18 protein-coding genes and 1 other RNA gene are annotated in these 25,383 nt (G+C 65.0%); 17 read left to right on the top strand and 2 right to left on the bottom strand.

Annotation, left to right across the window (positions count from 1 at the left end; genetic code table 11):
• The first annotated feature begins 5 nt into the window (after positions 1 to 5).
• The 5 genes from nusG (at position 6) to rplL (ending at position 3,142) form a co-directional block, all read left to right on the top strand.
• Positions 6 to 542 (top strand): transcription termination/antitermination protein NusG, encoded by a 537-nt coding sequence (gene nusG, locus ABWP22_RS12645; protein WP_353200339.1) that lies wholly within the window; start codon positions 6 to 8, stop codon positions 540 to 542.
• A gap of 72 nt (positions 543 to 614) precedes the next feature.
• Entirely contained in the window at positions 615 to 1,049 is a 435-nt protein-coding gene (gene rplK, locus ABWP22_RS12640) for a 50S ribosomal protein L11 (RefSeq protein WP_353200338.1), read from the top strand.
• 4 nt (positions 1,050 to 1,053) lie between these two features.
• Positions 1,054 to 1,752 carry a 50S ribosomal protein L1 gene (gene rplA / locus ABWP22_RS12635; protein ID WP_353200337.1) on the top strand — a complete coding sequence of 233 codons (699 nt, stop codon included), beginning with the start codon at positions 1,054 to 1,056 and terminating at the stop codon, positions 1,750 to 1,752.
• 449 nt (positions 1,753 to 2,201) lie between these two features.
• Entirely contained in the window at positions 2,202 to 2,723 is a 522-nt protein-coding gene (gene rplJ / locus ABWP22_RS12630; protein WP_353200336.1) for a 50S ribosomal protein L10, read from the top strand.
• 44 nt (positions 2,724 to 2,767) lie between these two features.
• Positions 2,768 to 3,142 carry a 50S ribosomal protein L7/L12 gene (rplL, locus tag ABWP22_RS12625; RefSeq protein WP_353200335.1) on the top strand — a complete coding sequence of 125 codons (375 nt, stop codon included), beginning with the start codon at positions 2,768 to 2,770 and terminating at the stop codon, positions 3,140 to 3,142.
• A gap of 247 nt (positions 3,143 to 3,389) precedes the next feature.
• Here the strand turns inward: rplL and ABWP22_RS12620 are convergent, their stop codons facing one another.
• Positions 3,390 to 3,992: an outer membrane protein gene (locus tag ABWP22_RS12620; protein WP_353200334.1), complete on the bottom strand. Its 603-nt coding sequence runs from the start codon at positions 3,990 to 3,992 to the stop codon at positions 3,390 to 3,392.
• A gap of 396 nt (positions 3,993 to 4,388) precedes the next feature.
• Here ABWP22_RS12620 and rpoB point away from each other — a divergent pair, with 396 nt between their 5' ends.
• From rpoB to ssrA, 6 genes are all read left to right on the top strand, one after another.
• The gene (rpoB, locus tag ABWP22_RS12615) at positions 4,389 to 8,531 is read left to right on the top strand and encodes a DNA-directed RNA polymerase subunit beta (protein WP_353200333.1); all 4,143 of its coding nucleotides are present in this window, start codon (positions 4,389 to 4,391) and stop codon (positions 8,529 to 8,531) included.
• Positions 8,532 to 8,605: 74 nt separating this feature from the next.
• Complete coding sequence (gene rpoC / locus ABWP22_RS12610; protein WP_353200332.1) at positions 8,606 to 12,745, top strand: DNA-directed RNA polymerase subunit beta'; 4,140 nt, start codon at positions 8,606 to 8,608, stop codon at positions 12,743 to 12,745.
• Between the two features lie 142 nt (positions 12,746 to 12,887).
• The gene (locus ABWP22_RS12605; protein ID WP_502951126.1) at positions 12,888 to 14,105 is read left to right on the top strand and encodes a glycosyltransferase family 4 protein; all 1,218 of its coding nucleotides are present in this window, start codon (positions 12,888 to 12,890) and stop codon (positions 14,103 to 14,105) included.
• A gap of 93 nt (positions 14,106 to 14,198) precedes the next feature.
• Positions 14,199 to 15,413, top strand: coding sequence for a TolC family protein (locus tag ABWP22_RS12600; protein WP_353200330.1), 1,215 nt, complete (start codon positions 14,199 to 14,201; stop codon positions 15,411 to 15,413).
• Positions 15,410 to 18,550, top strand: coding sequence for an efflux RND transporter permease subunit (locus tag ABWP22_RS12595; protein WP_353200329.1), 3,141 nt, complete (start codon positions 15,410 to 15,412; stop codon positions 18,548 to 18,550). The genes ABWP22_RS12600 and ABWP22_RS12595 overlap by 4 nt, the downstream gene beginning before the upstream one ends.
• Before the next feature lie 5 nt (positions 18,551 to 18,555).
• Positions 18,556 to 18,900: a transfer-messenger RNA gene (gene ssrA, locus ABWP22_RS12590) on the top strand.
• Between the two features lie 186 nt (positions 18,901 to 19,086).
• Here ssrA and ABWP22_RS12585 read toward each other — a convergent pair.
• Positions 19,087 to 19,641 carry a DUF3833 family protein gene (locus ABWP22_RS12585; protein ID WP_353200328.1) on the bottom strand — a complete coding sequence of 185 codons (555 nt, stop codon included), beginning with the start codon at positions 19,639 to 19,641 and terminating at the stop codon, positions 19,087 to 19,089.
• Positions 19,642 to 19,813: 172 nt separating this feature from the next.
• Between ABWP22_RS12585 and ABWP22_RS12580 the strand changes: the two genes are divergently transcribed.
• From ABWP22_RS12580 to ABWP22_RS12555, 6 genes are all read left to right on the top strand, one after another.
• Positions 19,814 to 20,302, top strand: a complete 489-nt coding sequence (locus ABWP22_RS12580; protein WP_353200327.1) for an SspB family protein — start codon at positions 19,814 to 19,816, stop codon at positions 20,300 to 20,302.
• Between the two features lie 65 nt (positions 20,303 to 20,367).
• Complete coding sequence (gmk, locus tag ABWP22_RS12575; RefSeq protein WP_353200396.1) at positions 20,368 to 20,973, top strand: guanylate kinase; 606 nt, start codon at positions 20,368 to 20,370, stop codon at positions 20,971 to 20,973.
• Positions 20,973 to 21,629: a DUF4893 domain-containing protein gene (locus tag ABWP22_RS12570; protein WP_353200326.1), complete on the top strand. Its 657-nt coding sequence runs from the start codon at positions 20,973 to 20,975 to the stop codon at positions 21,627 to 21,629. Before gmk ends, ABWP22_RS12570 begins: the two co-directional genes overlap by 1 nt.
• Positions 21,630 to 22,409 carry a sulfite exporter TauE/SafE family protein gene (locus tag ABWP22_RS12565; protein WP_353200325.1) on the top strand — a complete coding sequence of 260 codons (780 nt, stop codon included), beginning with the start codon at positions 21,630 to 21,632 and terminating at the stop codon, positions 22,407 to 22,409.
• Positions 22,379 to 23,662 (top strand): amidohydrolase, encoded by a 1,284-nt coding sequence (locus ABWP22_RS12560; protein ID WP_353200324.1) that lies wholly within the window; start codon positions 22,379 to 22,381, stop codon positions 23,660 to 23,662. The genes ABWP22_RS12565 and ABWP22_RS12560 overlap by 31 nt, the downstream gene beginning before the upstream one ends.
• A 207-nt stretch (positions 23,663 to 23,869) precedes the next feature.
• Positions 23,870 to 25,306, top strand: a complete 1,437-nt coding sequence (locus ABWP22_RS12555; protein ID WP_353200323.1) for an aldehyde dehydrogenase family protein — start codon at positions 23,870 to 23,872, stop codon at positions 25,304 to 25,306.
• Positions 25,307 to 25,383 lie beyond the last annotated feature (77 nt).

The raw sequence follows: 25,383 nt of genomic DNA, 5'->3' as shown, positions 1-25,383 counted from the left end.
TCTTCATGTCACGCTGGTACATCATCCACGCCTATTCCGGCTTTGAAAACAAGGTGAAGGAGGCCATCCTCTCCGAAGCCCGCCGCATGGGCCTCGAAGCCTTCATCGATGCGGTCGAAGTGCCGGCCGAAACCGTTACCGAAGTGGTGAAGGGCAAGAAGCGCGCGGTCGAACGCAAATCGATGCCGGGCTATGTGCTCGCCAAGCTCGCCATGACCGACGATGTCTATCACCTCGTCAAGAACACCCCCAAGGTCACCGGATTCCTGGGCCAGCAGAACAAGCCGCAGCCGATCACCGAAGCCGAAGCGGCGCGCATGCTGAACACCAAGACCGAGGAAACCCCGGCGGCCAAGATCAAGAAGAAGGCCAATTTCGAGATCGGCGACAGCGTGCGCGTGCTCGATGGCCCGTTTGCCAGTTTCAACGGCCTGGTCGAGGAAATCGACTACGACCATGGCCGCGTCAAGGTTTCGGTGTCGATCTTCGGCCGGGCAACGCCCGTCGAACTCGGCTTCGAACAGGTGGAAAAGCAGAAGTAATTCAGCCTTTCCCCCATCACGTGGGAGGCCGGTCGCCCCGGCCGCTATCACCACACAGCAAGGAGTGGCCCGATGGCCAAGAAGATTACAGGTTATGTGAAATTGCAGGTGAAGGCCGGCATGGCCAACCCTTCGCCGCCGATCGGCCCGGCCCTGGGCCAGCGCGGCGTCAACATCATGGAATTCTGCAAGCAGTTCAACGCCAAGACCGAGAGCCTGGAAAAGGGCACGCCGATCCCGACCGTGATCACCGTGTTCGCCGATCGCTCGTTCAGCTTCATCACCAAGCTGCCGCCGGCGTCGTACATGCTGAAGCAGGCCGCCGGCCTGAAATCGGGCGGCACCACGCCGGGCAAGGGCGCTGCGGTCGCCAAGATCAAGCAGTCGCAGATCCGCGAGATCGCCCAGAAGAAAATGCCCGATCTGAATGCCAACAACATCGAAATGGCAATGAAGACGATCGAAGGTTCGGCCCGCGCAATGGGCCTCGAAGTGGTGGAGGGCTGATCACATGGCAACAACCAAGAAAGCCAAGGCCCTGGCCGCTGCGGTTGACCGCGAGAAGCTCTATGGCGTCGATGAAGCCCTGACCCTGGTGAAGAACCTGGCCACCGCCAAGTTCGATGAAACCATCGAAGTCAGCTTCAACCTGGGCGTCGATCCGCGTCACGCCGATCAGATGGTGCGCGGCGTCGTCACCCTGCCCAGCGGCACCGGCAAGACCGTGCGCGTCGGCGTGTTCGCCCGCGGCGCCAAGGCCGAAGAAGCCCTCGCTGCTGGCGCCGATGTCGTTGGTGCCGAAGACCTGCTGGAAGCCGTGCAGGGCGGGAACATCGATTTCGATCGCTGCATCGCCACGCCCGACATGATGGGTCTGGTCGGCCGTCTCGGCAAGGTGCTGGGCCCCAAGGGCCTGATGCCCAACCCCAAGCTCGGCACCGTGACGATGAACGTCGCTGCGGCTGTCGAAGCGGCCAAGGGCGGCCAGGTCGAATATCGCGTCGAAAAGGCCGGCATCATCCACGGCATCCTCGGCAAGGCGAGCTTCGAAAAGGACGCCTTGCGCGCCAATTTCGATGCGCTGCTCGATGCCGTGGTCAAGGCCAAGCCGACCGGCGCCAAGGGCAAGTATCTGCTCAAGGTCGCGGTCAGCTCGTCGATGGGCACCGGCATCAAGGTCGATCCGTCGTCGACCGGCCAGACGGCCTGATCAACCGCGACTGAACAAGCGAACGGGCCGGGGCGCGGTGCGCCCCGGCCCGTTCTGCCTTTTGCGGGGCCGGCGGTTTCCCGCGCGCCACTTGACTCCGGGCCGCTGGCCGCCTAACGCGCCATTTCCTGTTCGGCCCGCAATGGCCGGGCAACCGTCCGAGATTGCAGGTGCGTTCGCGCTTAAGCCACCAGGGCCTGCATGAGACGAGGCAAGTTTTTCTCCGGCTGGCGTTCGCGCCGTGGCCGGGACTGCGTTCGGGCCATCTCAGATGCGCACGGCGTTGGCAACGATCCTCTTCGGACGGGCCTGGGGCCCGCCGCCTTCCACATCGGAATCTGGCAGCTTGCAGGCCCATCGAGCCGGCAAGGCGCTTGGCGCTTTGTCATAACCCGCGCCGATGCGGGCCTTCGGGCCGGCGGATGCGCTCAACCTGTCAAGGAGTGAGCATGGATCGCACCCAAAAAAGCGAAGCCATCTCCAAGCTGGCGAAGACGCTCACCGAAACTTCGGTGGTCGTGGTCGCGCGCAACCATGGCCTGACCGTCGCGCAAGCAAGCGATCTCAGGAACCGGATGCGTGCGGCCGGCGCCAACTTCAAGGTGACGAAGAACCGTCTGGCGCGCATCGCGCTCGAGGGCACACCCTACCAGCCGCTTGGCGCGCTGCTCACCGGCCCGTGCGGGCTGGCGACCTCGGCCGATCCGGTGGCTGCCGCCAAGATCGTGGTGGAATTCGCCAAGACGACCGACAAGTTCGAAATCGTCGGCGGCGCCATGGGCAGCACGCTGCTCGATGTGAACGGCGTCAAGGCCCTGGCCGAACTGCCGTCGCTGGATGAACTGCGTGCCAAGATCATTGGTCTGGTCAATGCACCGGCGACCAAGCTGGCCCAGCTCGCCAACGCCCCGGCCGCCAAGCTGGCCCGCGTCTTTGCGGCATATGCCGACAAGGACAAAGAAGCCGCCTGAGCCGTTTCGAACCCAAACGCTAACTGAAAACATTGGAGATTACCATGGCTGACCTGAATTCGATCGTTGACCAGCTTTCCGCCCTGACCGTGCTGGAAGCCGCTGACCTCGCCAAGATGCTGGAAGAAAAGTGGGGCGTGTCCGCCGCTGCGGCGGTTGCCGTGTCGGCTGGCCCGGCCGCCGCTGCTGGCCCGGTTGTTGAAGAGCAGACCGAGTTCGACGTGATCCTCACCGGCGACGGTGGCAAGAAGATCAACGTCATCAAGGAAGTCCGCGCCATCACCGGCCTGGGCCTCACCGAAGCCAAGACGCTGGTCGAATCCGCGCCGAAGGCCGTCAAGGAAGGCATCAGCAAGGCTGACGCCGAGAAGATCAAGAAGCAGCTGGAAGAAGCCGGCGCGACTGTCGAACTCAAGTAAGTCGTTGCGGCAACGCCGCCCGATTTGCCGAGTTGAAGGAAAGGGGCTGCCTCGCAAGGGGCAGCCCTTTTTCTTGCCACTTTCCCCAAGGCCTGTCGGGCGGAAAGGTGAGGGGAGAAGTCGACACTGATGGGCAGGCAACGGCGCTGTGCGTCACGCCGGGCTTGGGCAAGCAGGGGGCAGCCGCCATGAAAGAAGGGCGCCTGCGTGTCCGCAAGCGCCCCCGATCCCATCATTCAGCCCCTGATCAGAAGTGGAAGACCACGCCGGCCATTGGGCGGATATTGTCGAAGTCCATGGTTTCCACGGAGATGCGGAACCGCGGCCCGGCCCGGCCGGTGACGCCGCCAAGGCCGATATCCCGCGGGCCGAATTCGGCGCCGATGCCCCACACCCAATCCTTGCGGTCGGGAAAGCCGCGGCTGTTGCGGGCGTCGATCCAGGTATAGCCGGCGCTGGCATAGAACATGCCGCTGTCGCCGGCCCGGAAACCAGCGCGGCCACGCGCGCCATATTCCCAGCGGATGTCGCCGAAACCGCGCGCACCATGGCCTTCCACGCCGACGAACAGCGGCCCAAGCGGAATGTTGACACCGACAACACCGCCGACCAGCGCGCCATCGAAGCGGCGCGATTGCACGCCATTGGCATCGGTGGTGCGATCAAAGCTGTTGTAGCCGCCGACCACGCCGAAATAGGGCTCGATCCCGAAGGCCTTGGAGCCATCAGGACTGGTCGGTCCGTCGTTCTGTGTGGTGGGCTGCGGTGACGGGTCCATCGTGTTCTGGGCGACGGCCGGGGCAGACGTGATGGTCAGCGCAAGCGCGCTGGTGATGAGCAGGGATTTCATGGGGTTCTTTCTTCAAAACGCGGGTGGCGGGGGCGGCCACTGCAACACTCAACCCGTCGAAGGTGGCGATGGTTCCGCGGTGGCAATGCTGGCTGCCGGCGTGTTGCCGCACTGCAACACAGGCGCAGCGGGGCTTGGCGGTCACGTCCCCCCTTTCGCAAATCCAACAAAGCGCCTATGGGGCGGCCATCGACCGGTCGGGGGCTGATTCCCCGTCCGGGCCGACACGCTTCGAGACACGGCCTGCTGCGCGATCGGGCCGCGACGGATGGAAGGGTGACGGCAATTTAATCGCCAGTGACCGTGCGACATACCGCAGCAGTGGTGTGACGTGCGGGTTTTGCTGTTTTTCCGGCACTCCCCCTGCCGGGCACATGAAGAAGGCGACCGACACCGATGGCCACCCAGATGAAGCCGCCCCAGGGCGTCAAGCCGTTCAACAGCCGCCGCCGCATCCGCAAGAGCTTTGGCCAGATCGGCGAAGTCGTGCAGATGCCCAACCTCATCGAGGTGCAGCGCGAAAGCTATGAGCAGTTCCTGCGCTCCAATCCGGCCACCGCCTATGTCTCGGGCCTGGAAAAGACCCTGCGTTCGGTGTTCCCGATCCGCGATTTCGCCGGCACCGCCGAGCTGGATTTCGTGCATTACGAACTGGAAGAGCCGAAATATGATGTGGACGAGTGCCGTCAGCGCGGCATGACCTATGCGGCGCCGATGCGCGTGACGCTGCGCCTGATCGTCTTTGAAGTGGATGCCGATACCGAAACCCGCTCCGTGCTCGATATCAAGGAGCAGGACGTGTACATGGGCGACATGCCGCTGATGACGCAGAACGGCACGTTCATCGTCAACGGCACCGAGCGCGTGATCGTCAGCCAGATGCACCGTTCACCGGGCGTGTTCTTCGATCATGATCGCGGCAAGACGCATGCGTCGGGCAAATATCTGTTTGCCGCCCGGGTCATCCCCTATCGCGGATCGTGGCTGGATTTCGAATTCGACGCCAAGGACATCGTCAACGTCCGCATCGATCGCAAGCGCAAGCTGCCGGTCACCAGCCTGCTCTATGCGCTGGGCTGGAACAGCGAAGAAATCCTCAACCTGTTCTACAAGCGCGTGGTGTGGGTGCGCGGCACCAGCCCGACCGGCCAGGCCGGCTGGGTGGTGCCCTTCGTCGAAGCCAGCTGGCGCAATGCCAAGCCGACCTTTGACGTGGTCAATGCCGACACCGGCGAGATCATCTTCCCGCAGGGCACCAAGATCACGCCGCGCATGGTGCGCAAGGCCGGCAGCGATGGCATGACCGCGCTGCTGATCCCGACCGAGGAAATCTTCGGCCGTTACTCGGCGTTCGATCTGATCAACGAAGCCACCGGCGAAATCTACATCGAAGCCGGTGACGAGCTGACCGCCGAAAATCTGGAGCGCATCGATCGCGCCGGCCAGACCAGCATCGAACTGCTCGACATCGATCATGTTCAGGTCGGTCCGTGGATCCGCAACACGCTGATGGCCGACAAGGTGGAAGAGCGCGACCATGCGCTCGCCGAAATCTACCGCGTCATGCGTCCCGGCGAGCCGCCGACGCGCGAAACCGCCGAAGCCATGTTCGCCGGCCTGTTCTTCGATCCGGATCGCTATGATCTGTCGGCGGTCGGCCGCGTCAAGATGAACATGCGCCTCAATCTGGATTGCCCGGATGATGTGACGGTGCTGCGCCGCGAGGATATCGCGACCGTGGTCAAGACCCTCGTTGAGCTGAAGGACGGCAAGGGCGAAATCGACGACATCGACAATCTCGGCAACCGCCGTGTCCGTTCGGTGGGCGAATTGCTGGAAAACCAGTATCGCGTCGGCCTGCTGCGCATGGAACGCGCCGTGAAGGAGCGCATGAGCAGCGTCGATATCGACACGGTCATGCCCAACGATCTGATCAACGCCAAGCCGGCGGTGGCGGCGGTGCGCGAATTCTTCGGCTCCTCGCAGCTGTCGCAGTTCATGGACCAGACCAATCCGCTGTCGGAAGTCACCCACAAGCGTCGCGTGTCGGCGCTTGGGCCGGGCGGTCTGACCCGTGAGCGCGCCGGCTTCGAAGTGCGCGACGTCCACCCGACGCACTATGGCCGCATCTGCCCGATCGAAACGCCGGAAGGCCCGAACATCGGCCTGATCAACAGCCTGGCGACCTTCAGCCGGGTGAACAAGTACGGCTTCATCGAAACCCCGTATCGCAAGGTCATCGATACCAAGCTGACCGACGAAGTCGTCTATCTGTCGGCCATGGAAGAAGCCCGCCACACCATCGCGCAGGCCAATGTCGGCATCGGTGCCGACGGCAAGTTCCTCGACGATCTGGTGTCGTCGCGTGAAGCCGGCGAATTCCTGATGGCACCGAAGAACCAGATCACGCTGGCCGACGTGTCGCCGAAGCAGCTGGTGTCGGTCGCGGCCTCGCTGATCCCGTTCCTGGAAAACGATGACGCCAACCGCGCCTTGATGGGCTCGAACATGCAGCGCCAGGCCGTGCCGTTGGTGAAGGCGGAATCGCCGTTCGTCGGCACCGGCATGGAAGGCACGGTTGCCCGCGATTCCGGCGCCGCCATCGGCGCCAAGCGCGGCGGCATCGTCGATCAGGTCGATGCGGCCCGCATCGTCATCCGCGCCACCGAAGAGGTCGAACCCGGCAAGTCCGGCGTCGATATCTACACGCTGATGAAGTTCCAGCGGTCCAACCAGTCGACCTGCATCAACCAGCGTCCGCTGGTGACGGTGGGCGATATCGTGGCCAAGGGCGACATCATCGCCGATGGCCCGTCCACCGAGGACGGCGAACTGGCGCTGGGCCGCAACGTGCTCGTCGCGTTCATGCCGTGGAATGGCTACAACTACGAAGATTCGATCCTGATCAACGAGAAGATCGTCAAGGAAGACATCTTCACCTCGATCCACATCGATGAATTCGAAGTGATGGCCCGCGATACCAAGCTGGGCCCGGAAGACATCACCCGCGACATTCCCAACGTCGGTGAAGACGCGCTGGCCCGGCTCGACGAAGCCGGCATCGTCTATATCGGCGCCGAAGTGGAGCCGGGCGACATCCTGGTCGGCAAGATCACGCCCAAGGGCGAATCGCCGATGACCCCGGAAGAAAAGCTGCTGCGTGCCATCTTCGGCGAAAAGGCCAGCGATGTGCGTGACACCTCGCTGCGGTTGCCGCCGGGCGTGTCGGGCACCATCGTCGATGTGCGCATCTTCAACCGCCACGGCATCGACAAGGACGAACGTGCCCTGCAGATCGAGCGCGAGGAAATCGAGCGGCTCGAAAAGGATGCGGCCGACGAACGCGCCATCCTCGATCGCGCCACCTATGCCCGCGTGCGCGATGCGCTGCTCGGCCAGGAAGTGGTGGCCGCGCCCAAGGGCGTGAAGAAGGGCATCACCATCGATGACAGCCTGCTCGAAGAACAGCCGCGCCGTCTGTGGTGGCAGTTCGGCGTTGCCGACGATGCCATGCAGGCCGGCCTGGAAGCGTTGAAGGCGCAGTGGGACGAAGCCCACGCCAGCATCAATGCCAAGCTGGAAGACAAGAAGGGCAAGGTGCAGGCCGGTGATGAACTGCCGCCCGGCGTGCTGAAGATGGTCAAGGTGTTCGTCGCGGTGAAGCGCAAGCTGCAGCCGGGCGACAAGATGGCCGGCCGCCACGGCAACAAGGGGGTGATTTCCCGCATCCTGCCGCAGGAAGACATGCCGTTCCTCGCGGACGGCACCCCGGTCGATATCGTGCTCAACCCGCTGGGCGTGCCCAGCCGCATGAACGTCGGTCAGATCTTCGAAACCCACCTCGGCTGGGCCGCGCGCGGGTTGGGCAAGAAGATTGCGGAGATGCTTGAAAACATCAACGCCACGATGACCCAAGGTTCGGCGGACGAAATCCGCGAGCTGTTCAAGGCGATCTATGGCCCGCAATATGGGCTGGACATTGCCGACATGGCCGATGAAGCGGTGGTCGAACTGGCGCGCAATCTCGTTGGCGGCGTGCCGATGGCGACGCCGGTGTTCGATGGCGCCAAGGAAAGCGACGTGTCGCACATGCTGGCGCTGGCCGGGCTGGATTCGTCGGGCCAGGTCGAATTGTTCGACGGCCGCACCGGCGATCAGTTCGATCGCAAGGTCACGGTGGGCTATATCTACATGCTCAAGCTGCACCATTTGGTGGACGACAAGATCCACGCCCGCTCGATCGGCCCCTACAGCCTCGTGACCCAGCAGCCGCTGGGCGGCAAGGCCCAGTTCGGTGGCCAGCGCTTCGGGGAAATGGAAGTGTGGGCGCTGCAGGCCTATGGCGCGGCCTACACCTTGCAGGAAATGCTCACCGTCAAGTCGGATGACGTCGTCGGCCGCACCAAGGTCTATGAAGCCATCGTCAAGGGTGACGACACGTTCGAAGCCGGCATCCCCGAAAGCTTCAACGTGCTGATCAAGGAAATGCGGTCCCTGGGCCTCAACGTCCAACTGCAGACCAACGAAGAGGTGGAGTGAGGCGCGGGCGCGGCGGTCCCCCACCGCCGCGCCACACCACCGCGCTTGCCCACAGCCTCCACGGAGATTGACCCATGAACGAAGTCACCAATTTCTTCTCGCCGGCCGCCAAGCCCGAGACGTTCGATCAGATCCAGATCGCCATTGCCAGCCCGGAACAGATCCGCAGCTGGTCGTTCGGCGAGATCAAGAAGCCGGAAACCATCAACTACCGGACGTTCAAGCCGGAGCGTGACGGCCTGTTCTGCGCGCGGATCTTTGGCCCGATCAAGGATTACGAATGCCTGTGCGGCAAGTACAAGCGCATGAAGTACAAGGGTATCGTCTGCGAGAAATGCGGCGTGGAAGTCACCGTTTCCAAGGTGCGCCGCGAACGCATGGGCCATATCGAACTGGCCGCGCCGGTTGCCCACATCTGGTTCCTGAAATCGCTGCCCAGCCGCATCGGCATGCTGCTCGACATGCAGCTCAAGCAGCTCGAGCGCGTGCTGTATTTCGAGCAGTATGTGGTCATCGATCCGGGCATGACGCCGTTCAAGAAGTTCGACCTCTTGACCGAGGACGAGCTGTTCACGGCGCAGGAAGAATATGGCGAAGACGCCTTCCAGGCCGGCATCGGCGCCGAAGCCATCCGCATCCTGTTGATGGAACTCGATCTTGAAGGCGAGATGGAAGTGCTGCGCGAGGAACTGCGCACCACCAAGTCCGAGCTGAAGCCCAAGAAGATCATCAAGCGGATGAAGGTGGTCGAAAGCTTCATCAATTCCGGCAACAAGCCGGAATGGATGGTGCTGACCGTGGTGCCGGTGATCCCGCCGGAACTGCGCCCGCTGGTGCCGCTGGATGGCGGCCGCTTTGCCACGTCGGATCTGAACGACCTGTATCGCCGCGTCATCAACCGCAATAACCGGTTGAAAAGGCTGATCGAACTGCGCGCGCCGGACATCATCGTGCGCAACGAAAAGCGCATGTTGCAGGAAGCCGTTGATGCGCTGTTCGACAACGGCCGCCGTGGCCGGACCATCACCGGCGCCAACAAGCGGCCGCTGAAGTCGCTTTCGGACATGCTCAAGGGCAAGCAGGGCCGCTTCCGCCAGAACCTGCTCGGCAAGCGCGTCGATTATTCCGGTCGTTCGGTGATCGTCACCGGCCCGGAACTCAAGCTGCATCAATGCGGCCTGCCCAAGAAGATGGCGCTCGAACTGTTCAAGCCGTTCATCTACTCGCGCCTCGACGCCAAGGGTCTTTCGATGACCCTGAAGCAGGCCAAGAAGTGGGTGGAAAAGGAGCGCAAGGAAGTCTGGGACATTCTCGATGAGGTGATCCGCGAGCATCCCGTGCTGCTGAACCGCGCGCCGACGCTGCACCGCCTGGGCATCCAGGCCTTCGAACCGGTGCTGATCGAGGGCAAGGCCATCCAGCTTCACCCGCTGGTCTGCGCCGCGTTCAATGCCGATTTCGATGGTGACCAGATGGCCGTGCACGTGCCGCTGAGCCTTGAGGCCCAGCTGGAAGCGCGCGTGCTGATGATGTCCACCAACAACATCCTCAGCCCCGCCAACGGCAAGCCGATCATCGTGCCGTCGCAGGACATGGTGCTCGGGCTCTATTATCTGTCGATGGAGCTGGAAGGCGAACCCGGCGAAGGCATGGCCTTTGCCGACATGGCCGAAGTGCACCAGGCGCTGTTCAACAAGAACGTCACCCTGCACACCAAGATCATCGCCCGCGTCAATCAGGCCGATGAAACCGGCAAGCTGTATGTGAAGCGCGTCAACACCACGCCGGGCCGCCTGCTGCTCGGCGAGACGCTACCGAAAAGCCACAAGGTGCCGTACGAAACCATCAACCGCCTGCTGACCAAGAAGGAATTGGGCGACGTCATCGACATCGTCTATCGCCACACCGGCCAGAAGGAGACGGTGCTGTTCGCCGATGCCATCATGGCGCTGGGCTTCCGCCACGCATTCCAGGCCGGCATCAGCTTCGGCAAGGATGACATGGTGATCCCGGTCGCCAAGATCCGTCTGGTCGATGAGACCAAGGCGGGCGTGAAGGATTTCGAACAACAATATCAGGACGGCCTGATCACCCAGGGTGAGAAGTACAACAAGGTCGTCGATGCCTGGGCGAAGTGCGGTGACCAGGTCGCCACCGAAATGATGAAGGAAATCAGCACGCCCAAGCAACTGGCCAATGGCCGGGTCGCGCCGATCAACTCCATCTACATGATGGCGCACTCCGGCGCGCGCGGCAGCCAGGCGCAGATGAAGCAGCTGGCCGGCATGCGCGGCCTGATGGCCAAGCCGTCGGGCGAGATCATCGAAACGCCGATCATCTCGAACTTCAAGGAAGGCCTCACCGTGCTGGAGTATTTCAACTCCACCCACGGCGCCCGCAAGGGTCTGGCCGACACCGCGCTGAAAACCGCCAACTCCGGCTATCTCACCCGCCGTCTGGTGGATGTGAGCCAGGATTGCGTGGTCGTCGAGGATGATTGCGAAACCCAGCGCGGCATGGTGATGAAGGCCATCGTCGAAGGCGGCAACACCATCGTGTCGCTCTCCGAGCGCATCCTCGGCCGCACCGTGCTGGTCGATATCGTCGATGCCAAGACCGGCGATGTCATGGCCCCGGCGGGCCATCTGCTCACCGAAGCCGATGTGGCGCGCATCGAAAAGGCCGCCGTGGCCGAAGTGAAGATCCGCTCGCCGCTGCTCTGCGAAACCAAGGGCGGCGTCTGCGGCACCTGCTATGGCCGCGATCTGGCGCGCGGGACCCCGGTGAACATGGGCGAAGCCGTCGGTGTCATCGCGGCGCAGTCGATCGGTGAGCCGGGCACGCAGCTGACCATGCGCACCTTCCACATCGGTGGTGCGGCCCAGGTGTCCGAACAATCGACGCTGGATGCGCCGGTTGACGGTGTCGTCGAATATCGCGGCATGGCCACGATTGGGGACAGCCGTGGTCGCAACATCGCCATGGCCCGCAACGGCGAACTGGTGATCCGCGATTCCGAAGGCCGTGAACGCTCGATCCACCGCATCCCTTATGGCGCCATCATCAATGTCGCTGAAGGTGTTGCGGTCACCAAGGGCGATCGCATGTCCGAATGGGATCCGTACACATTGCCGGTGATCACCGAAAAGGCCGGCAAGGTGAAGTATCAGGACATCATCGAAGGCGTGACGCTGAAGGAAGAGGTGGATGAAGCCACCGGCCTGGCCAACAAGGTGGTGACCGACTGGAAAACCGCCAGCAAGAAGGAAGATCTGCGGCCGCGCATCACCTTGCTGGATGAAACATCGGGCGAAACGGCGCGCTATCTGCTCGCCGTCGATGCGGTGTTGTCGGTGGCCGATGGCCAGATGGTGTCGGCCGGTGAAGTGCTGGCCCGCATCCCGCGCGCTGCCGCCAAGACGCGTGACATCACCGGCGGTCTGCCGCGGGTGGCCGAGCTGTTCGAAGCCCGCATCCCCAAGGACAATGCGGTGATCGCGCGCATCGATGGCCGCGTTGAATTCGGCAAGGATTACAAGACCAAGCGCCGGATCAACATCCGTCCCGAAGATGGTGGGGACCTGGCCGAATACATGGTGCCCAAGGGCAAGAACGTGGCGGTGCAGGAAGGAGATTTCGTGCGCAAGGGTGACTATCTGATCGATGGCAACCCCAACCCGCACGACATCCTGGAAGTGCTGGGTGTGGAGCCGCTGGCCGAATATCTCTGCGCCGAAATCCAGGAAGTCTATCGCCTGCAGGGTGTGCGCATCAACGACAAGCACATCGAAGTCATCGTGCGCCAGATGCTGCAGAAGGTGGAAATCACCGACAGCGGCGACACCACGCTGCTGGTGGGCGAACAGGTCGATCGCGAGGAAATGGACAGCGAAAACAGCAAGCTGGAGGCCGGTGGCCGCCATGCTGCTGGTAAGCCGGTGCTGCTGGGCATCACCAAGGCCTCGTTGCAGACCAAGTCGTTCGTGTCGGCCGCATCCTTCCAGGAAACGACCCGCGTGCTCACCGAAGCCGCTGTGCAGGGCAAGATCGATACCCTGACCGGCCTGAAGGAAAACGTCATCGTCGGCCGGCTGATCCCGGCGGGCACCGGCGCCGGCATGAACCGCCTGCGCGTGGCGGCGAACAGCCGCGACGTGGCCCTGCGCGCCGTGCAGCAAGCCAACGCCAAGGCGCTGGAGCAGACCGAAGCCTGATCGGCCGTGCGCTTCCGCTGAAATCACCCCGCCGGCCGTAATGCCGGCGGGGTTTTTCATGTCCTGCGCTGCTGGTCATCATGCTGCCGTGTCTTGGCCACAAAGCCGTGCAACAACGTTGCCGAGCAATCGGAACATGCGCGTGGCCACTGCCTTCAAACTGCCCGAATCTGCCGCCCCGGCGCCGCAGACCCGCCCCGCCCACCCGCTGCGGGTGGCGCTTTATTCCGGTAACTATAATTATGTGCGCGATGGTGCCAACCAGGCGCTGAACCGCCTGGTGACGTTCCTCGAAGCGCAGGGCTGTGTGGTGCGGGTCTATTCGCCCACCTCCGACACGCCGGCGTTCGAGCCGGCTGGCACATTGGTGTCGGTGCCCAGCTTCGCCATTCCGGGCCGCAGCGAGTATCGCGTCGCGCCAGGCCTCCCCGATCGGCTGAAGGCCGACATTCGCGATTTTGCGCCCGATATCATCCATCTGTCAGCTCCGGATCCGGCGGCGCACGCGGCGAAGAAACTGGCGCGGCGCTTGGGCGTCCCGGTGGTCGCCTCGATCCACACCCGCTTCGAAACCTATTTCGAATATTATGGCCTGGGCTTCATCCGGCCCGGGATCGAAGCGCTGCTGCGCCGCTTCTACCATGGTCTCGACGAGATTTTCGTGACATCGCAAGGCTTTGGCCAAACCATGCGCGACACCGGCATCATCGGCATGGCGCCCGCCGTGTGGAGTCGCGGTGTCGACAAGGCGCGGTTCAACCCTGGCCGCCGCAGCCCGGAATGGCGCTGGAGCCTCGGGATTGCCGATGATGAGGCGGTGATCGGCTTCGTCGGCCGGCTGGTGCTGGAAAAGGGCCTCGACATGGTGGCAGCAGCGGTGAACGAGCTGACGCAGCGCGGCGTGAAGCACCGCTTGCTCGTGGTTGGCGACGGCCCGGCGCGGGCGCATTTCGAGGCGCTGGTGGGTGCAGGGAAGGCGGATGGCGCGATCTTCACCGGCTTCCTCGATGGCACCAACCTGGCCCGCGCTTACGCCAGCGCCGACATGCTGCTCAACCCATCGACCACCGAGACGTTCGGCAACATCAATCTGGAGGCGATGGCCAGCGGCATTCCGGTCGTGGCGGCGCGCGCCGGCGGCAATGAAACTTTGGTCAGCGACGGCATCACCGGCGCGCTGGTCGAGCCACGCGACATGCGTGCCTATGCCGATGCGCTGGCCGGCTATTGCCGCAATGCGAACTTGCGCGCCGCGCATGGCCAGGCCGGGCTCGCTGCGGCCAACGCCTATGACTGGGATGTGATCAACGGCGCCGTCCTGTCTCGCTATCGCGACGTAATCGCAGCTAAGCATTCGTAAAACAACGGGTTTTTTATCGGCGGCGCTGCGTCTATGGTCGCCGCGATGCGCCACACTATGCTTCTTGCCGTTCTGTTCGCCCCACTGCCTGCCATGCCGGCGCTGTCGCAACCGGTGCCGCCTTCGCTGTCCATCGACGCGCTGGCTGCGCAGGTGGTCGCCGACAATCCGGAACGCCAATATCTCGCCCGGCAGATCGCGTTGGCGCAAACCGGCGCCGCCGCTGCTGGCCGGCTCGCCGATCCGGAGATTTCCGTCGAATTCGGCGAACGCCGCACGGACAATGTGCAGACGGGCCAGCGGCTTGGCGATGGCCCGGCCTTTGCCGTGTCGATCCTGCAGCCCATCGAGTTCAATGGCCGCATCCCGCTGCGCAAGGCGATCGCCCAGGGCGATGTGCAATTGGCGCGCATTGGCCTGGCCCAGTTCGAAGCCACGCTCGCCGGTCGCGCGCGCACGCTGGGCTATCGGCTGTTCGCGGCCGATGCCCGTGCCGAGGCAGCGGCGCAGGTCGCTGCACGCCTGCGTGATCTGGCAGGCGTGCTGGTGGCCCGCGAGGCCGCCGGCCCCACACCGCGCCTGGAGGCGGCCGTGCTGGAAGCCGCCGCCATCAGCGCCGAACGTACGGCTGCCGAAGCCGAAGCGGCCAGCAACGCCGCGCTGTATGAGCTGAACGGCCTGCGCGGCCAGGCGTTTGCGGCGCGGCTGCGCGTCCTGCGTCCGCCGCTGATCCCGCCGCCGCTGCCCGGCGTCGAGACCCTCGCCGAGCGACTGGAAAGCGGCAATTTCGAATTGCTGGCCCTGAAAACCCAATTGACCCAGCAGGGTCTGACCTCCCGCCTTGCCGAAAAGAGCCGCAGCGGCGCCATCAGCATCGGGCCGTATTTCAATCGTGATCGCGGTGACGTGAAGGATCAGGTGGTCGGCCTGCGCGCCACCACCAATATCCCGTTGTGGAACCGCCAGGCCGGCGATGTATCGGCGGCGCAAAGCCGCGAAGCACAAGGCGAAGCGGCGCTGATCGGCGCGCGGCGGCGGCTGCTGGCGCGCCTCTATGCCGATGCGGCGCAGTACCGGACGCGCATGGCGGCGCTGGCGAAATGGCCGGCCGATGCACCAGCGCGCTTTGCCGCCGCCGCGGCCGAAGCCGATCGCAGCTATCGGGTCGGCGCGGTGCCGCTGGCCACCTATGTCCAGATGCAGAACGGCTGGCTCGATGCGATGTCGGCCGTGCTCGATACGCGCGCCGGCCTGTGGGAAGCGCGGGAGAATATCCGCATCATCACGGGTGCAGGCGAAGCCCCGTGATTGCCGGGTTGATTTCAGCGAGCGAGCGCAATCGCGGCAGCGTGCTGTTGGTCGCGCTGGTCGCCGCCGCCATCGGCCTGTGGCATTTGTTCACCCTGCCGATCGATGCGATCCCCGATGTGACGGGCGTGCAGGTGCAGATCAACACCGCCGTGCCCGGCCTGGCCGGCGAAGAAATCGAAACCCGGGTGACGGTGCCGATCGAGCGGTTGATGGGCGGTCAGCCCGGCCTCACCGGTTTCCGTTCGCTCACGCGCTCGGGCCTCAGCCAGGTGACCTTGCTGTTTGAAGATGGCACCGATGTGCTGCGCGCGCGCCAGGTGGTCACCGAGCGGCTGGCCACGGCGCAGGCGCTGCTGCCGGCCGGGGCCACGCCGGGGCTGGCCCCGATCACCACCGGGCTGGGCGAAATTCTCTATTACACGCTGGAATGGCAGCATCTGCCGCACGACGAGCCGCACCACGCCGGGCTGGAGCCGGCCAGCGCCGCCGAAGATCATCTGATGGCACTGGCTGAAACCCAGGAATATACGGTCGTCCCGATGCTGCGCACGGTTTCCGGCGTGGCAGAGGTCAACAGCATCGGCGGGCTGGAGCGCCAGTATGTGGTGGAACCCGACCTGAAGAAGCTGGCCGCCGCCGGGGTGACACCAACCGAACTGGCCGATGCCATCGCGGCCTTTGCCGACAACGCCGGCGGCGGGGTGATCGCACAGGGGCAGCGCCGGCTGGTGGTGCGCACCGATGCCCGGGTGATGCAGCCCGAACGCATTGGCGCCCTGCCGGTGAAGTTCGCCGGCGGCGTGCGCCCGCTGACCGTGGCGGATCTGGCGACGGTGCGGGTGGGTTCGGCGCAGCGATCGGGTGCGGCGACCGTGAACGGGCGCCAGACCGTGCTCGGCACGATCATGATGCTCACCGGTCAGAACAGCCGCGAGGTGGCCGGCCGGGTGACGGACTTCCTGCCCGAAGTGCAGGCAGCGTTGCCGACCGGCATGGTGATCAAGGTGCGATATGACCGGGCCGATATCGTCGATCGCACGGTGGCGACCGTGCGCACCAACCTGTCGGAAGGCGCGTTGCTGGTGGCGGTGGTGCTGATCCTGGTGCTCGGCCACTGGCGTGCGGCGCTGATCGTGGCGGCGGTGATCCCGATCGCGTTCCTGATCGCCAGCATCGGCATGGTGCGGCTGGATATCTCCGGCAATCTGATGAGCCTGGGGGCGCTGGATTTCGGGCTGGTGGTCGATGGCGCCATCGTGGCGGTGGAAAATGCCCTGCGCCGGCTGGGCCAGGAACAGGCGCGGCTGGGCCGACCGCTGGATGAAGCGACGCGGCGCGGCCTGATCGCCCAGGCGATGGGGCAGGTGGCGCGCCCGGTGGCGTTCGGCGTGGCGATCATCACGCTGGTGTATGTGCCGGTGCTGGCGCTGGGCGGGGTCGAAGGCAAATTGTTCCGGCCGATGGCGATCACCGTGATGCTGGCGCTCTCTGCCGCGCTGGTGATCAGCCTGACCGTGGTGCCGGCGATGGCGTCATTCTGGCTAAAGGCCGGATCGGATCATGGCCCGGGCCGGCTGGTCGCCGGGCTGGAGCGTGTCTATCGCCCGCTGCTCGCCGCCACGCTGGCGCGGCCGCTGCTGGCGGTGCTGCCGGCGCTGCTGGTGATGGCGGCCGCCGGGCTGGTGTTCACCGGGCTGGGCACGGTGTTCACGCCGCGGCTGGATGAAGGCTCGATCACCACCATGGTCTACAAGCCGGTGGAGATGAACCTTGATGAGAGCCTGGCACTTGAACTTGCGCTCGAAAAGGCACTGGTGGCCAAATATCCACAAATTACCGCAGCCTTTTCCCGGATCGGCACGTCGGCCGTCGCCACCGATCCGATGCCCCCCAACGAAAATGACCTCTATGTCAGCTACAAGCCGCTGGATGAATGGCCGGCGACGGGCCCGCAGACCAAGGCGGCCTTGATTGACGCCATCGAGGCCGAAGCCAGCGCCCGCTTTGCCGATCAGACCTTCCTGCGCGGGCAGCCGATCGAGATGAAATTCAACGAAATGCTGGAAGGCACCCGCGCCGATCTGAGCGTGAAGATCTTCGGGGCCGACAATGATCGGCTGGAGGCGCTGGGCGGGCAGACGCTGGCGGTGCTGAAACGCCTGCCGGGCACGGCCCAGGCCGAATTTGAAGTGGACGGCCGCACGCCCAGCCTGGTGGTGCGGGTCGATCAAGCCGCGCTGGTGCGGCTGGGGCTGGGGGCGGACGAGGTGAACCGCGCCATCACCACGGCGCTGGCCGGCCAGGAGGTGGGCGCGATTCTGGAAGGCATCCGCCGCCACGCCATTGTCGTGCGCCTGCCCGATGCGGCCCGTGCCGATCGCGATACCATCCGGGCGCTGCCGCTCAGGGTGGGCAATGCCGGGCTGGTGCCGCTGGGGCGCGTGGCGCGGCTGGAAGAGGTGATGGCGGTCGAACCGGTGCGGCGCGACAATGGCCAGAAACGCGCTGCATTGCTGGTCAATCTGTCGGGCAGCGATGTGGAGGGCTATGTGGCGCGCGCCCGCATCGAACTGGCGAAATCGGTGAAGCTGCCCGAAGGCTATCGCATCGAATTCGGCGGCCAGTTCAAACAGTTGCAAGAGGCCAAGGCCCGCCTGGCGATCCTGGTGCCGGCCTGTCTGCTGCTGATCCTGCTGCTGGTGTTCGGGGCGCTGGGGTCGATGGTGCAGGCGTTGATCGTGTTTGCCGGCATTCCGCTGGCCGTCACGGGCGGCGTGTTCGCGCTGGGCTTGCGCGGCATGCCCTTTTCGATCACGGCGGCCATCGGCTTCATCGCGTTGTCGGGCATTGCCATGTTGAATGGCCTGGTGCTGGTCGATCATATCAACCAGTTGCGCAGCGAGGGCCTGGCCAAGGCCGAAGCCGCTGCGGCCGGCGCGCTCGATCGGCTGCGGCCGGTGATTTCCACGGCACTGGTGGCGAGCATCGGCTTTCTGCCGATGGCGATGGCCAGCGGCGCCGGGGCCGAAGTGCAGCGGCCGCTGGCCACGGTGGTGATCGGCGGGATCATCTCCTCCACCCTGCTCACCTTGCTGGTGGTGCCCACATTGTATCGGCGTTTTGCCCGCGATTGATCACAGGCATTGAGGAATCGCCGCGCCGCGCCTATATGGGGGCCGCCGGCTTGCCGGATATGGCGATAAATGATGCCGTGAAATAGACGCAGCGGACCCGGGGGCAGTACCCGGCGGCTCCACCATTGTCAGCCCGTTGTCGGGGTGATGTTTGGGGCCGAACCAGGATCGACGTGTGTTCAAAGACCGTATTTTTGCCCGGCCTGAATGAGCCGTTAAACCGTTCAAAACCCCATAAATGCCAACGACAACGAGGCATTCGCAATCGCAGCGTAACCCGGTCCTCACGGACTAAGTTACACTGGCCGAAAGCGCGGTTCGGGCCACACCGGGCAACAGAAGTGGATTCCAGCGGCCCGAGGGGGGCCGGGCAACAGAACCCCCTCACCAATTTGCGCCCACACGGCCCCCCGACCCTCAGACGATTTGGGGGGCCGGGCAACATTACCCCCTCACCAATTTGCGCCCACACGGCCCCCCGACCCTCAGGCGATTTGGGGGGCCGGGCAACATTACCCCCTCACCGATTCGCATGCTCATTGTTCCGGCGCCGCGCCATCCACACGGCGGATCGTCTCGTCGAGCCGCGCCACCGCGATACCGAACTTGCGGATGATCATCACATTGCGCACCACCTGACCGCCGGGTTGCAGGTCAAGCCATTGTTCGGCCCGGAAGCCGCCCTTTTGCGCAAAGCGCAGGTGCAGCCGGTTGCCCACCACCACGCCTGCCACCGGCCCCACCGCATCGCTGAGCGTGCCGACATAATGGCCGGGCCGATCCGCGCGCAACTGCCACTGCCGCTGCGTCGCCGGCCGGTCGCCGCGCCGCACCGATTGATCGACGATGATGATGTTGTCCGGCGTCACCCGGCCGATGCTGGCCACCACCACGCTTTGCGGGCGCCGGAACAGGATATGCAGTGATCCCGTGCCGCGGGTGGCGCCGGCAAAGACAGCGGCGGCATCAAATGGCGGCGCTGCGGGATCCGGTGCACGCCGGCTGGTGGACACGCAGCCGGCGGTGGCCAGCAGGGCAAACGACAAGGCAATGTTTGGGGCGGCAGTCAGGGCGCGGCGCAGACTCGACATCGGCATGCTCTACCATCGTTTCCCGGCAGCGGCGAACAGGTGGCCAGCCTGGGTTGACCCAGCCACCAGCGTCAGCGGCCGCAGCCGATCCCATATCCCTTGACCTTCGCACCGTCGCACGCCAATCGGGAGCGCCAGACGCAGCCCCCTATCCTGACGAAGGCCCGCCGCCGTGAACGAAACGACGCCCGACAGCCTTATCCCCTATGACGACATCGTCCAGGACGCCCTGCGCACGGTCGTCGGCCGGGTGTTGCGCCGCATTCTGGAGGCCGGCGGCCTGCCCGGTGGCCATCATTTCTACATCGCGTTTCGCACCCGCGCGCCGGGCGTGTCGATCCCGGCGCATCTGATGGAGCGCTATCCCGATGAAATGACCATCGTGGTGCAGCACCGTTATTGGGATCTGGAGGTGGAGGCCGAGCATTTCGCCATTGGCCTGTCGTTCAACCAGATGCCGGCCAAGCTGGTGGTGCCTTATGATGCCGTGGTCGGCTTTGTCGATCCGGCCGTGAATTTCGCGCTGCAATTTGCCGCCAAGGACGGCGAATCGCCGCCGCCAGGCAGCGCTCCGCCCGAACCGGAAGCGCCGCCGCCCGCCCCGGACGGCAGCGCGGATGGCAGCAATGTGGTGACGCTCGATCGGTTTCGCCGCAAGTGACCCAGTTCGTCAGCAGCGACGCCCAGAACCGGTCATCGTCGCGATTGCCGATTCGCCGCGGCCTGATGTTCGTGCTGTCCTCGCCGTCGGGTGCCGGCAAGACCACCTTGTCGCGCGCGCTGCTCGCCGAAGACAGCCTGATCACCTTGAGCGTTTCGGCCACGACGCGCCCACCGCGCCCCGGCGAGATTGACGGCGTCGATTATTATTTCGTGTCGACCGATCAGTTTCAGGCGATGGTCGATGGCGATGCGCTGCTGGAATGGGCGCATGTGTTCGGCAACCGCTATGGCACGCCGCGCAGCCCGGTTGAAAATGCGCTCGCCGCCGGGCGCGATGTGCTGTTCGATATCGATTGGCAGGGCACGCAGCAGTTGCAGCAAACCGATGCCGCCTCCGATCTGGTGCGGGTGTTCATCCTGCCGCCCGATCTGGCCGAGCTGGAACGCCGGTTGACCATGCGCAACACCGATCATCCCGAAGTCATCGCCGGCCGCATGGCGCGCGCGCGCGACGAGATCAGCCATTGGGGCGAATATGACTATATCCTCGTCAACGATGATGCCGAAACCTGCCTGAACGAACTCCGCTCGATCCTGAAGGCCGAACGCCTGCGCCGCAAACGCCAGCTCGGCCTGGCCGGCTTCGTGCGCGACATGCTGGGCCAGTGATGGCGCGCAGCCCGGTTCTCCTGCTGCTGGCACTGGTGCTGGCCGGCTGCACCAAATCCGACAATCTGCGCCCCTATGCCATCGTGCGCCGGGCAGACGTGTGGCAGGCGGTGATCAGCGACAAGGATCGCGGCCGGCTGGCGCGGCTGTCGGGCGCGTGGGAACAGGCGCGCGCCGATATCGGCAGCGCCGGCGCCGATGCCGATCTGGCCGCGCTGGGCCCCGTGGTGCCGCCACCGCCCGGCGCGCCGCCGCCCGCTGGCATGACGGCGCAGATCACCATGCCCGGGCCCGGTGCCTATCGATGCCGCACCATCCGCCTCGGCTGGCGGCAGGGCAGTGCGCGCGATGTGCCGCCGGTGCAGGCCGGGGCGTGGGCGCCGTGCACGCTCGCCGCCGATGGCATCCTGCTCGGTCTGGAAACCAGCCCGGCGCCGCAGCGCTTTTTCGGCACCCTTTATCCCGATGTCGATCGGCTGATTTTCCTGGGCAGTGTGGCGCTGGAGGGGGAAATGGGCCGGCTGCGCTATGGCGAGGATGGCGATCGTGATCAGCTGGGCGTGCTGGAGATGGTGGCGCCCGGCCATTGGCGCATTGCCATGCCGTGGCCGCGCTGGAGCGCGCGCCTGGTGCTGATCGAACTGCGCAGCGCCTGAATGGACGCGTTGCAGACGGCGCTGGCGGGCCAGAATGCCGGATTCTGGATAGCGGCGGTGATCGGCGTGACCGTGCTCGGGCTGGCAAAGGGTGGCTTTGCCGGGCTGGGGGTGCTCGGCGTGCCGATCATGGCGTTGGGCATGAACCCGGTGATGGCCGCGGCGATCCTGCTGCCGATCCTGCTGGTGCAGGATGTGTTTTCGGTGCGGGCCTTTGGCGCACAACGCGACGATGCGGTGCTCAAGGTGATGATCCCGTCGGCCTGTATCGGCATTGTGGCGGGCTGGGCGCTGGCGCGCTTCGTGCCGGTGGCGATGGTCGAGCTGGCGGTGGGCCTGATTTCCATCGCGTTCGCCTTTCAGCGCATCGTTGCGGAGCGCCGCGGCATCCCCGCCCGCATCGGCGCGGCGTGGGAAGGCGTGGCCGCCGGCGCGGTCGCTGGCTTCACCAGCCAGATCGCCCATGCCGGCAGCCCGCCGTTCCAGATGCATGTGTTGCCGCGCAAGCTGCCGCGCGATGTGTTTCTGGGCACCAGCAGCGTGTTTTTCGCGTCGATCAACTGGTTGAAAGTGCCGGCCTATTGGGCGCTGGGGGCGTTCACGCCGGCCAATCTGTGGCTGGCCTTGATCCTGATGCCCGCCGCGATCCTGTCGACCTGGGCCGGCACCATCCTGGTGCGCCGGGTTGATGGCCCGCGTTTCTATGCCATTATCCATGCACTGATGATCCTGGTGGGAGGCAAACTGGCATGGGACGGATTCTGGGCTTTGCTGGCGTGATGATAGCCCTGGCGGCGCCGCCGCTCGCCGCAGCGCCGGTCGATCTGGTGACGCTGTACAAGGATCTGCACACCCACCCCGAACTGAGCTTCCAGGAGGTACGATCGGCCGGCATCCTCGCCGCCGAAGCCCGCGCCGCCGGGTTCGAGGTCACGGAAAAGGTCGGCCGCACCGGCATGGTTGCCGTGCTGAAGAACGGCAAGGGCCCGACCGTGCTGATCCGCGCCGACATGGACGGGCTGCCGGTGCCGGAATCGACGGGCCTGCCCTATGCCAGCACGGCGACCGGCAATTATGGCAGCGGCCCGATGACCCCGGTGATGCATGCCTGCGGGCATGATATCCACATGTCGGTCTGGGTGGGCACCGCGCGTTGGCTGGCCGAGAACAAGGCGAAATGGCGCGGCACCGTGGTGATGATCGGGCAACCGGCCGAAGAAGGCCTGGGCGGCGCGCGGGCGATGCTCGCCGATGGCCTGCTCACCCGCTTTCCCAAGCCCGATTTCGCGCTGGCCCTGCACGACAGCGCCGCCATTCCCGCCGGCACGGTGAGCGTGCCGCCGTATCGCGCGCTGTCGATCTCGACTTCGATGGACATGGTGGTCAGGGGCATCGGCGGCCATGGTGCGTACCCTGCGACGACAAAGGACCCGGTGGTGCTGGCGGCGCGCATCGTCACCGCCCTGCAAACGTTGATCTCCCGGGAAAATGATCCCTTCCATCCGGCGGTGATCACCGTGGGCAGCATCCACGGCGGCACCAAGCACAACATCATTCCCGATAGCGTGGCGCTGCAACTCACCATCCGCAGCTATGACGCGGCGCAGCAGCAACGCCTGATCGACAGCATCAAACGGCTGGCGACAGGCGAAGCCATCGCGGCGGGGATTCCGGATACGCTGGCGCCGGTGATCACCGCGACGGCGATCGGCGTGCCCACGTTGAACGACACGCCGCTGGCCACGCGCCTGGCCACCCATTTCCGGCAGACGCTTGGGCCCACGCGGGTGATCGATCTCGATCCATCGATGGCGTCGGAAGATTTCCAGCTGTTCGGGCTGGAGGCCAAGGTGCCATCGGTGATCTATTGGCTGGGCGGGGTCGGCAAGGCGCAATGGGACGCGGCCCAGGCCGGCGGTCCCGCCATCCCGTCCTTGCACAACAGCGGCTGGGCGCCCGATCCCGGCCCGACGATTGCGACGGGTGTTGAAAGCATGGCGGCGGCGGCGGTGATGTTGATGCCGGCGAAGTAGGGCGCGCAGGCCCACCCCCAACCCCTCCCGCAAGCGGGAGGAGAGCCGTGTGGACTTGGGGTAAGAGCGTGCATCACGCCCAATCTGCTCCCCTCCCGCTTGCGGGAGGGGCTGGGGGTGGGAATGTCCCCCTCAAAATGCCCAAGCGCCGAATCGCTTGGCCTTCGTGCTACAGTCGCTCCAAACAAGTCTGGGGAGGACGGCATCATGCGCGATTACACCAAATTCTATATCAATGGGGCGTGGGTCGAGCCGGCCGTGGCCAACCCGATCGATGTGATCAACCCGGCCACCGAAGAAGTCGCCGGCCAGATCAATCTGGGCAGCGCCGCCGATGTCGATCGCGCCGTCGCTGCCGCGAAGGCCGCCTTCACCAGCTTCAGCCGCACCAGCGTGCAGGAGCGTATCGAGCTGCTGGGCGCCATCGCCGGGGAATATCAGAAGCGGTACAACGACATGGCCGCCGCCATCACCGAGGAAATGGGCGCGCCGGCCTGGCTGTCCAACCAGGCGCAGGCGGCGCTCGGCATCGGCCATGTCGCCACCGCGATCGAAGTGCTGAAGAATTACAAGTTCGACGAACTCAAGGGCACCACGCTGATCACGAAAGAGCCGATCGGTGTGTGCGCCTTCATCACGCCGTGGAACTGGCCGATCAACCAGATCGCCTGCAAGGTGGCGCCGGCGCTGGCGGTGGGCTGCACCATGGTGCTGAAGCCGTCCGAAGTCGCGCCGTTCAGCGCCTATATCTGGACCGAGATTCTGCACGCGGCGGGTGTGCCGGCCGGTGTGTTCAACCTGGTCAACGGTGATGGCCCTGGCGTGGGCACGGCGCTGTCCGGCCACAGGCACGTCGACATGGTCAGCTTCACCGGCTCGACCCGCGCCGGCATTGCCGTCGCCAAGAACGCGGCTGACACGGTCAAGCGCGTGGCGCAGGAACTGGGCGGCAAATCGCCGAACATCGTGCTGCCCGATGCCGATCTGGTGAAGGCCGTCACTGGCGGCGTGCAGAGCGTGATGATGAACAGCGGCCAGAGCTGCAACGCGCCCACCCGCATGCTGGTGCCGCGCGCGAAAATGGCCGAAGCCGCCGCCATCGCCAAACAGGCTGCCGAAGCCACCACGGTCGGCGACCCGAACGGCAACAGCGCCATGGGGCCCGTCGTCAGCGAGACCCAGTGGCACAAGATCCAGGGCCTGATCGAGCAGGGCATCGCCGAAGGCGCCACGCTGGTCGCTGGCGGCCCCGGCCGGCCGGAGGGCCTGGACAAGGGCTATTATGTGAAGCCGACCATCTTTGCCGATGTCACCAACGACATGACCATCGCCCGCGAGGAAATCTTCGGCCCGGTGCTGGCCATGCTGCCGTACGACAGCGAGGAACAGGCCATCGAAGTCGGCAACGACACGGTCTATGGCCTCGCCGCCTATGTGCAGGGTGAGCCCGAACATGCCCGCACTGTGGCCCGCCAACTGCGCGCCGGGCAGGTCAACATCAATCAGGCCGGGTTCGATCTGATGGCGCCGTTCGGCGGCTACAAGCAGTCCGGCAACGGCCGCGAATGGGGCGACCATGGCTTTGCCGATTTCCTCGAAACGAAGGCGATCATCGGCTGGGGTGAAGCGGCCGCGGCGGAGTGATCTGTTTTCCCTCTCCCCTTGCGGGAGAGGGCGATTCGCGCGCCAGCGCGGCGGGGTGAGGGGGCACCCGCGTTGGT

This window comes from Sandarakinorhabdus sp. (assembly GCF_040398665.1).
Lineage (GTDB): Bacteria > Pseudomonadota > Alphaproteobacteria > Sphingomonadales > Sphingomonadaceae > Sandarakinorhabdus.
This window is presented reverse-complemented; position numbering and strand designations above follow the sequence as displayed.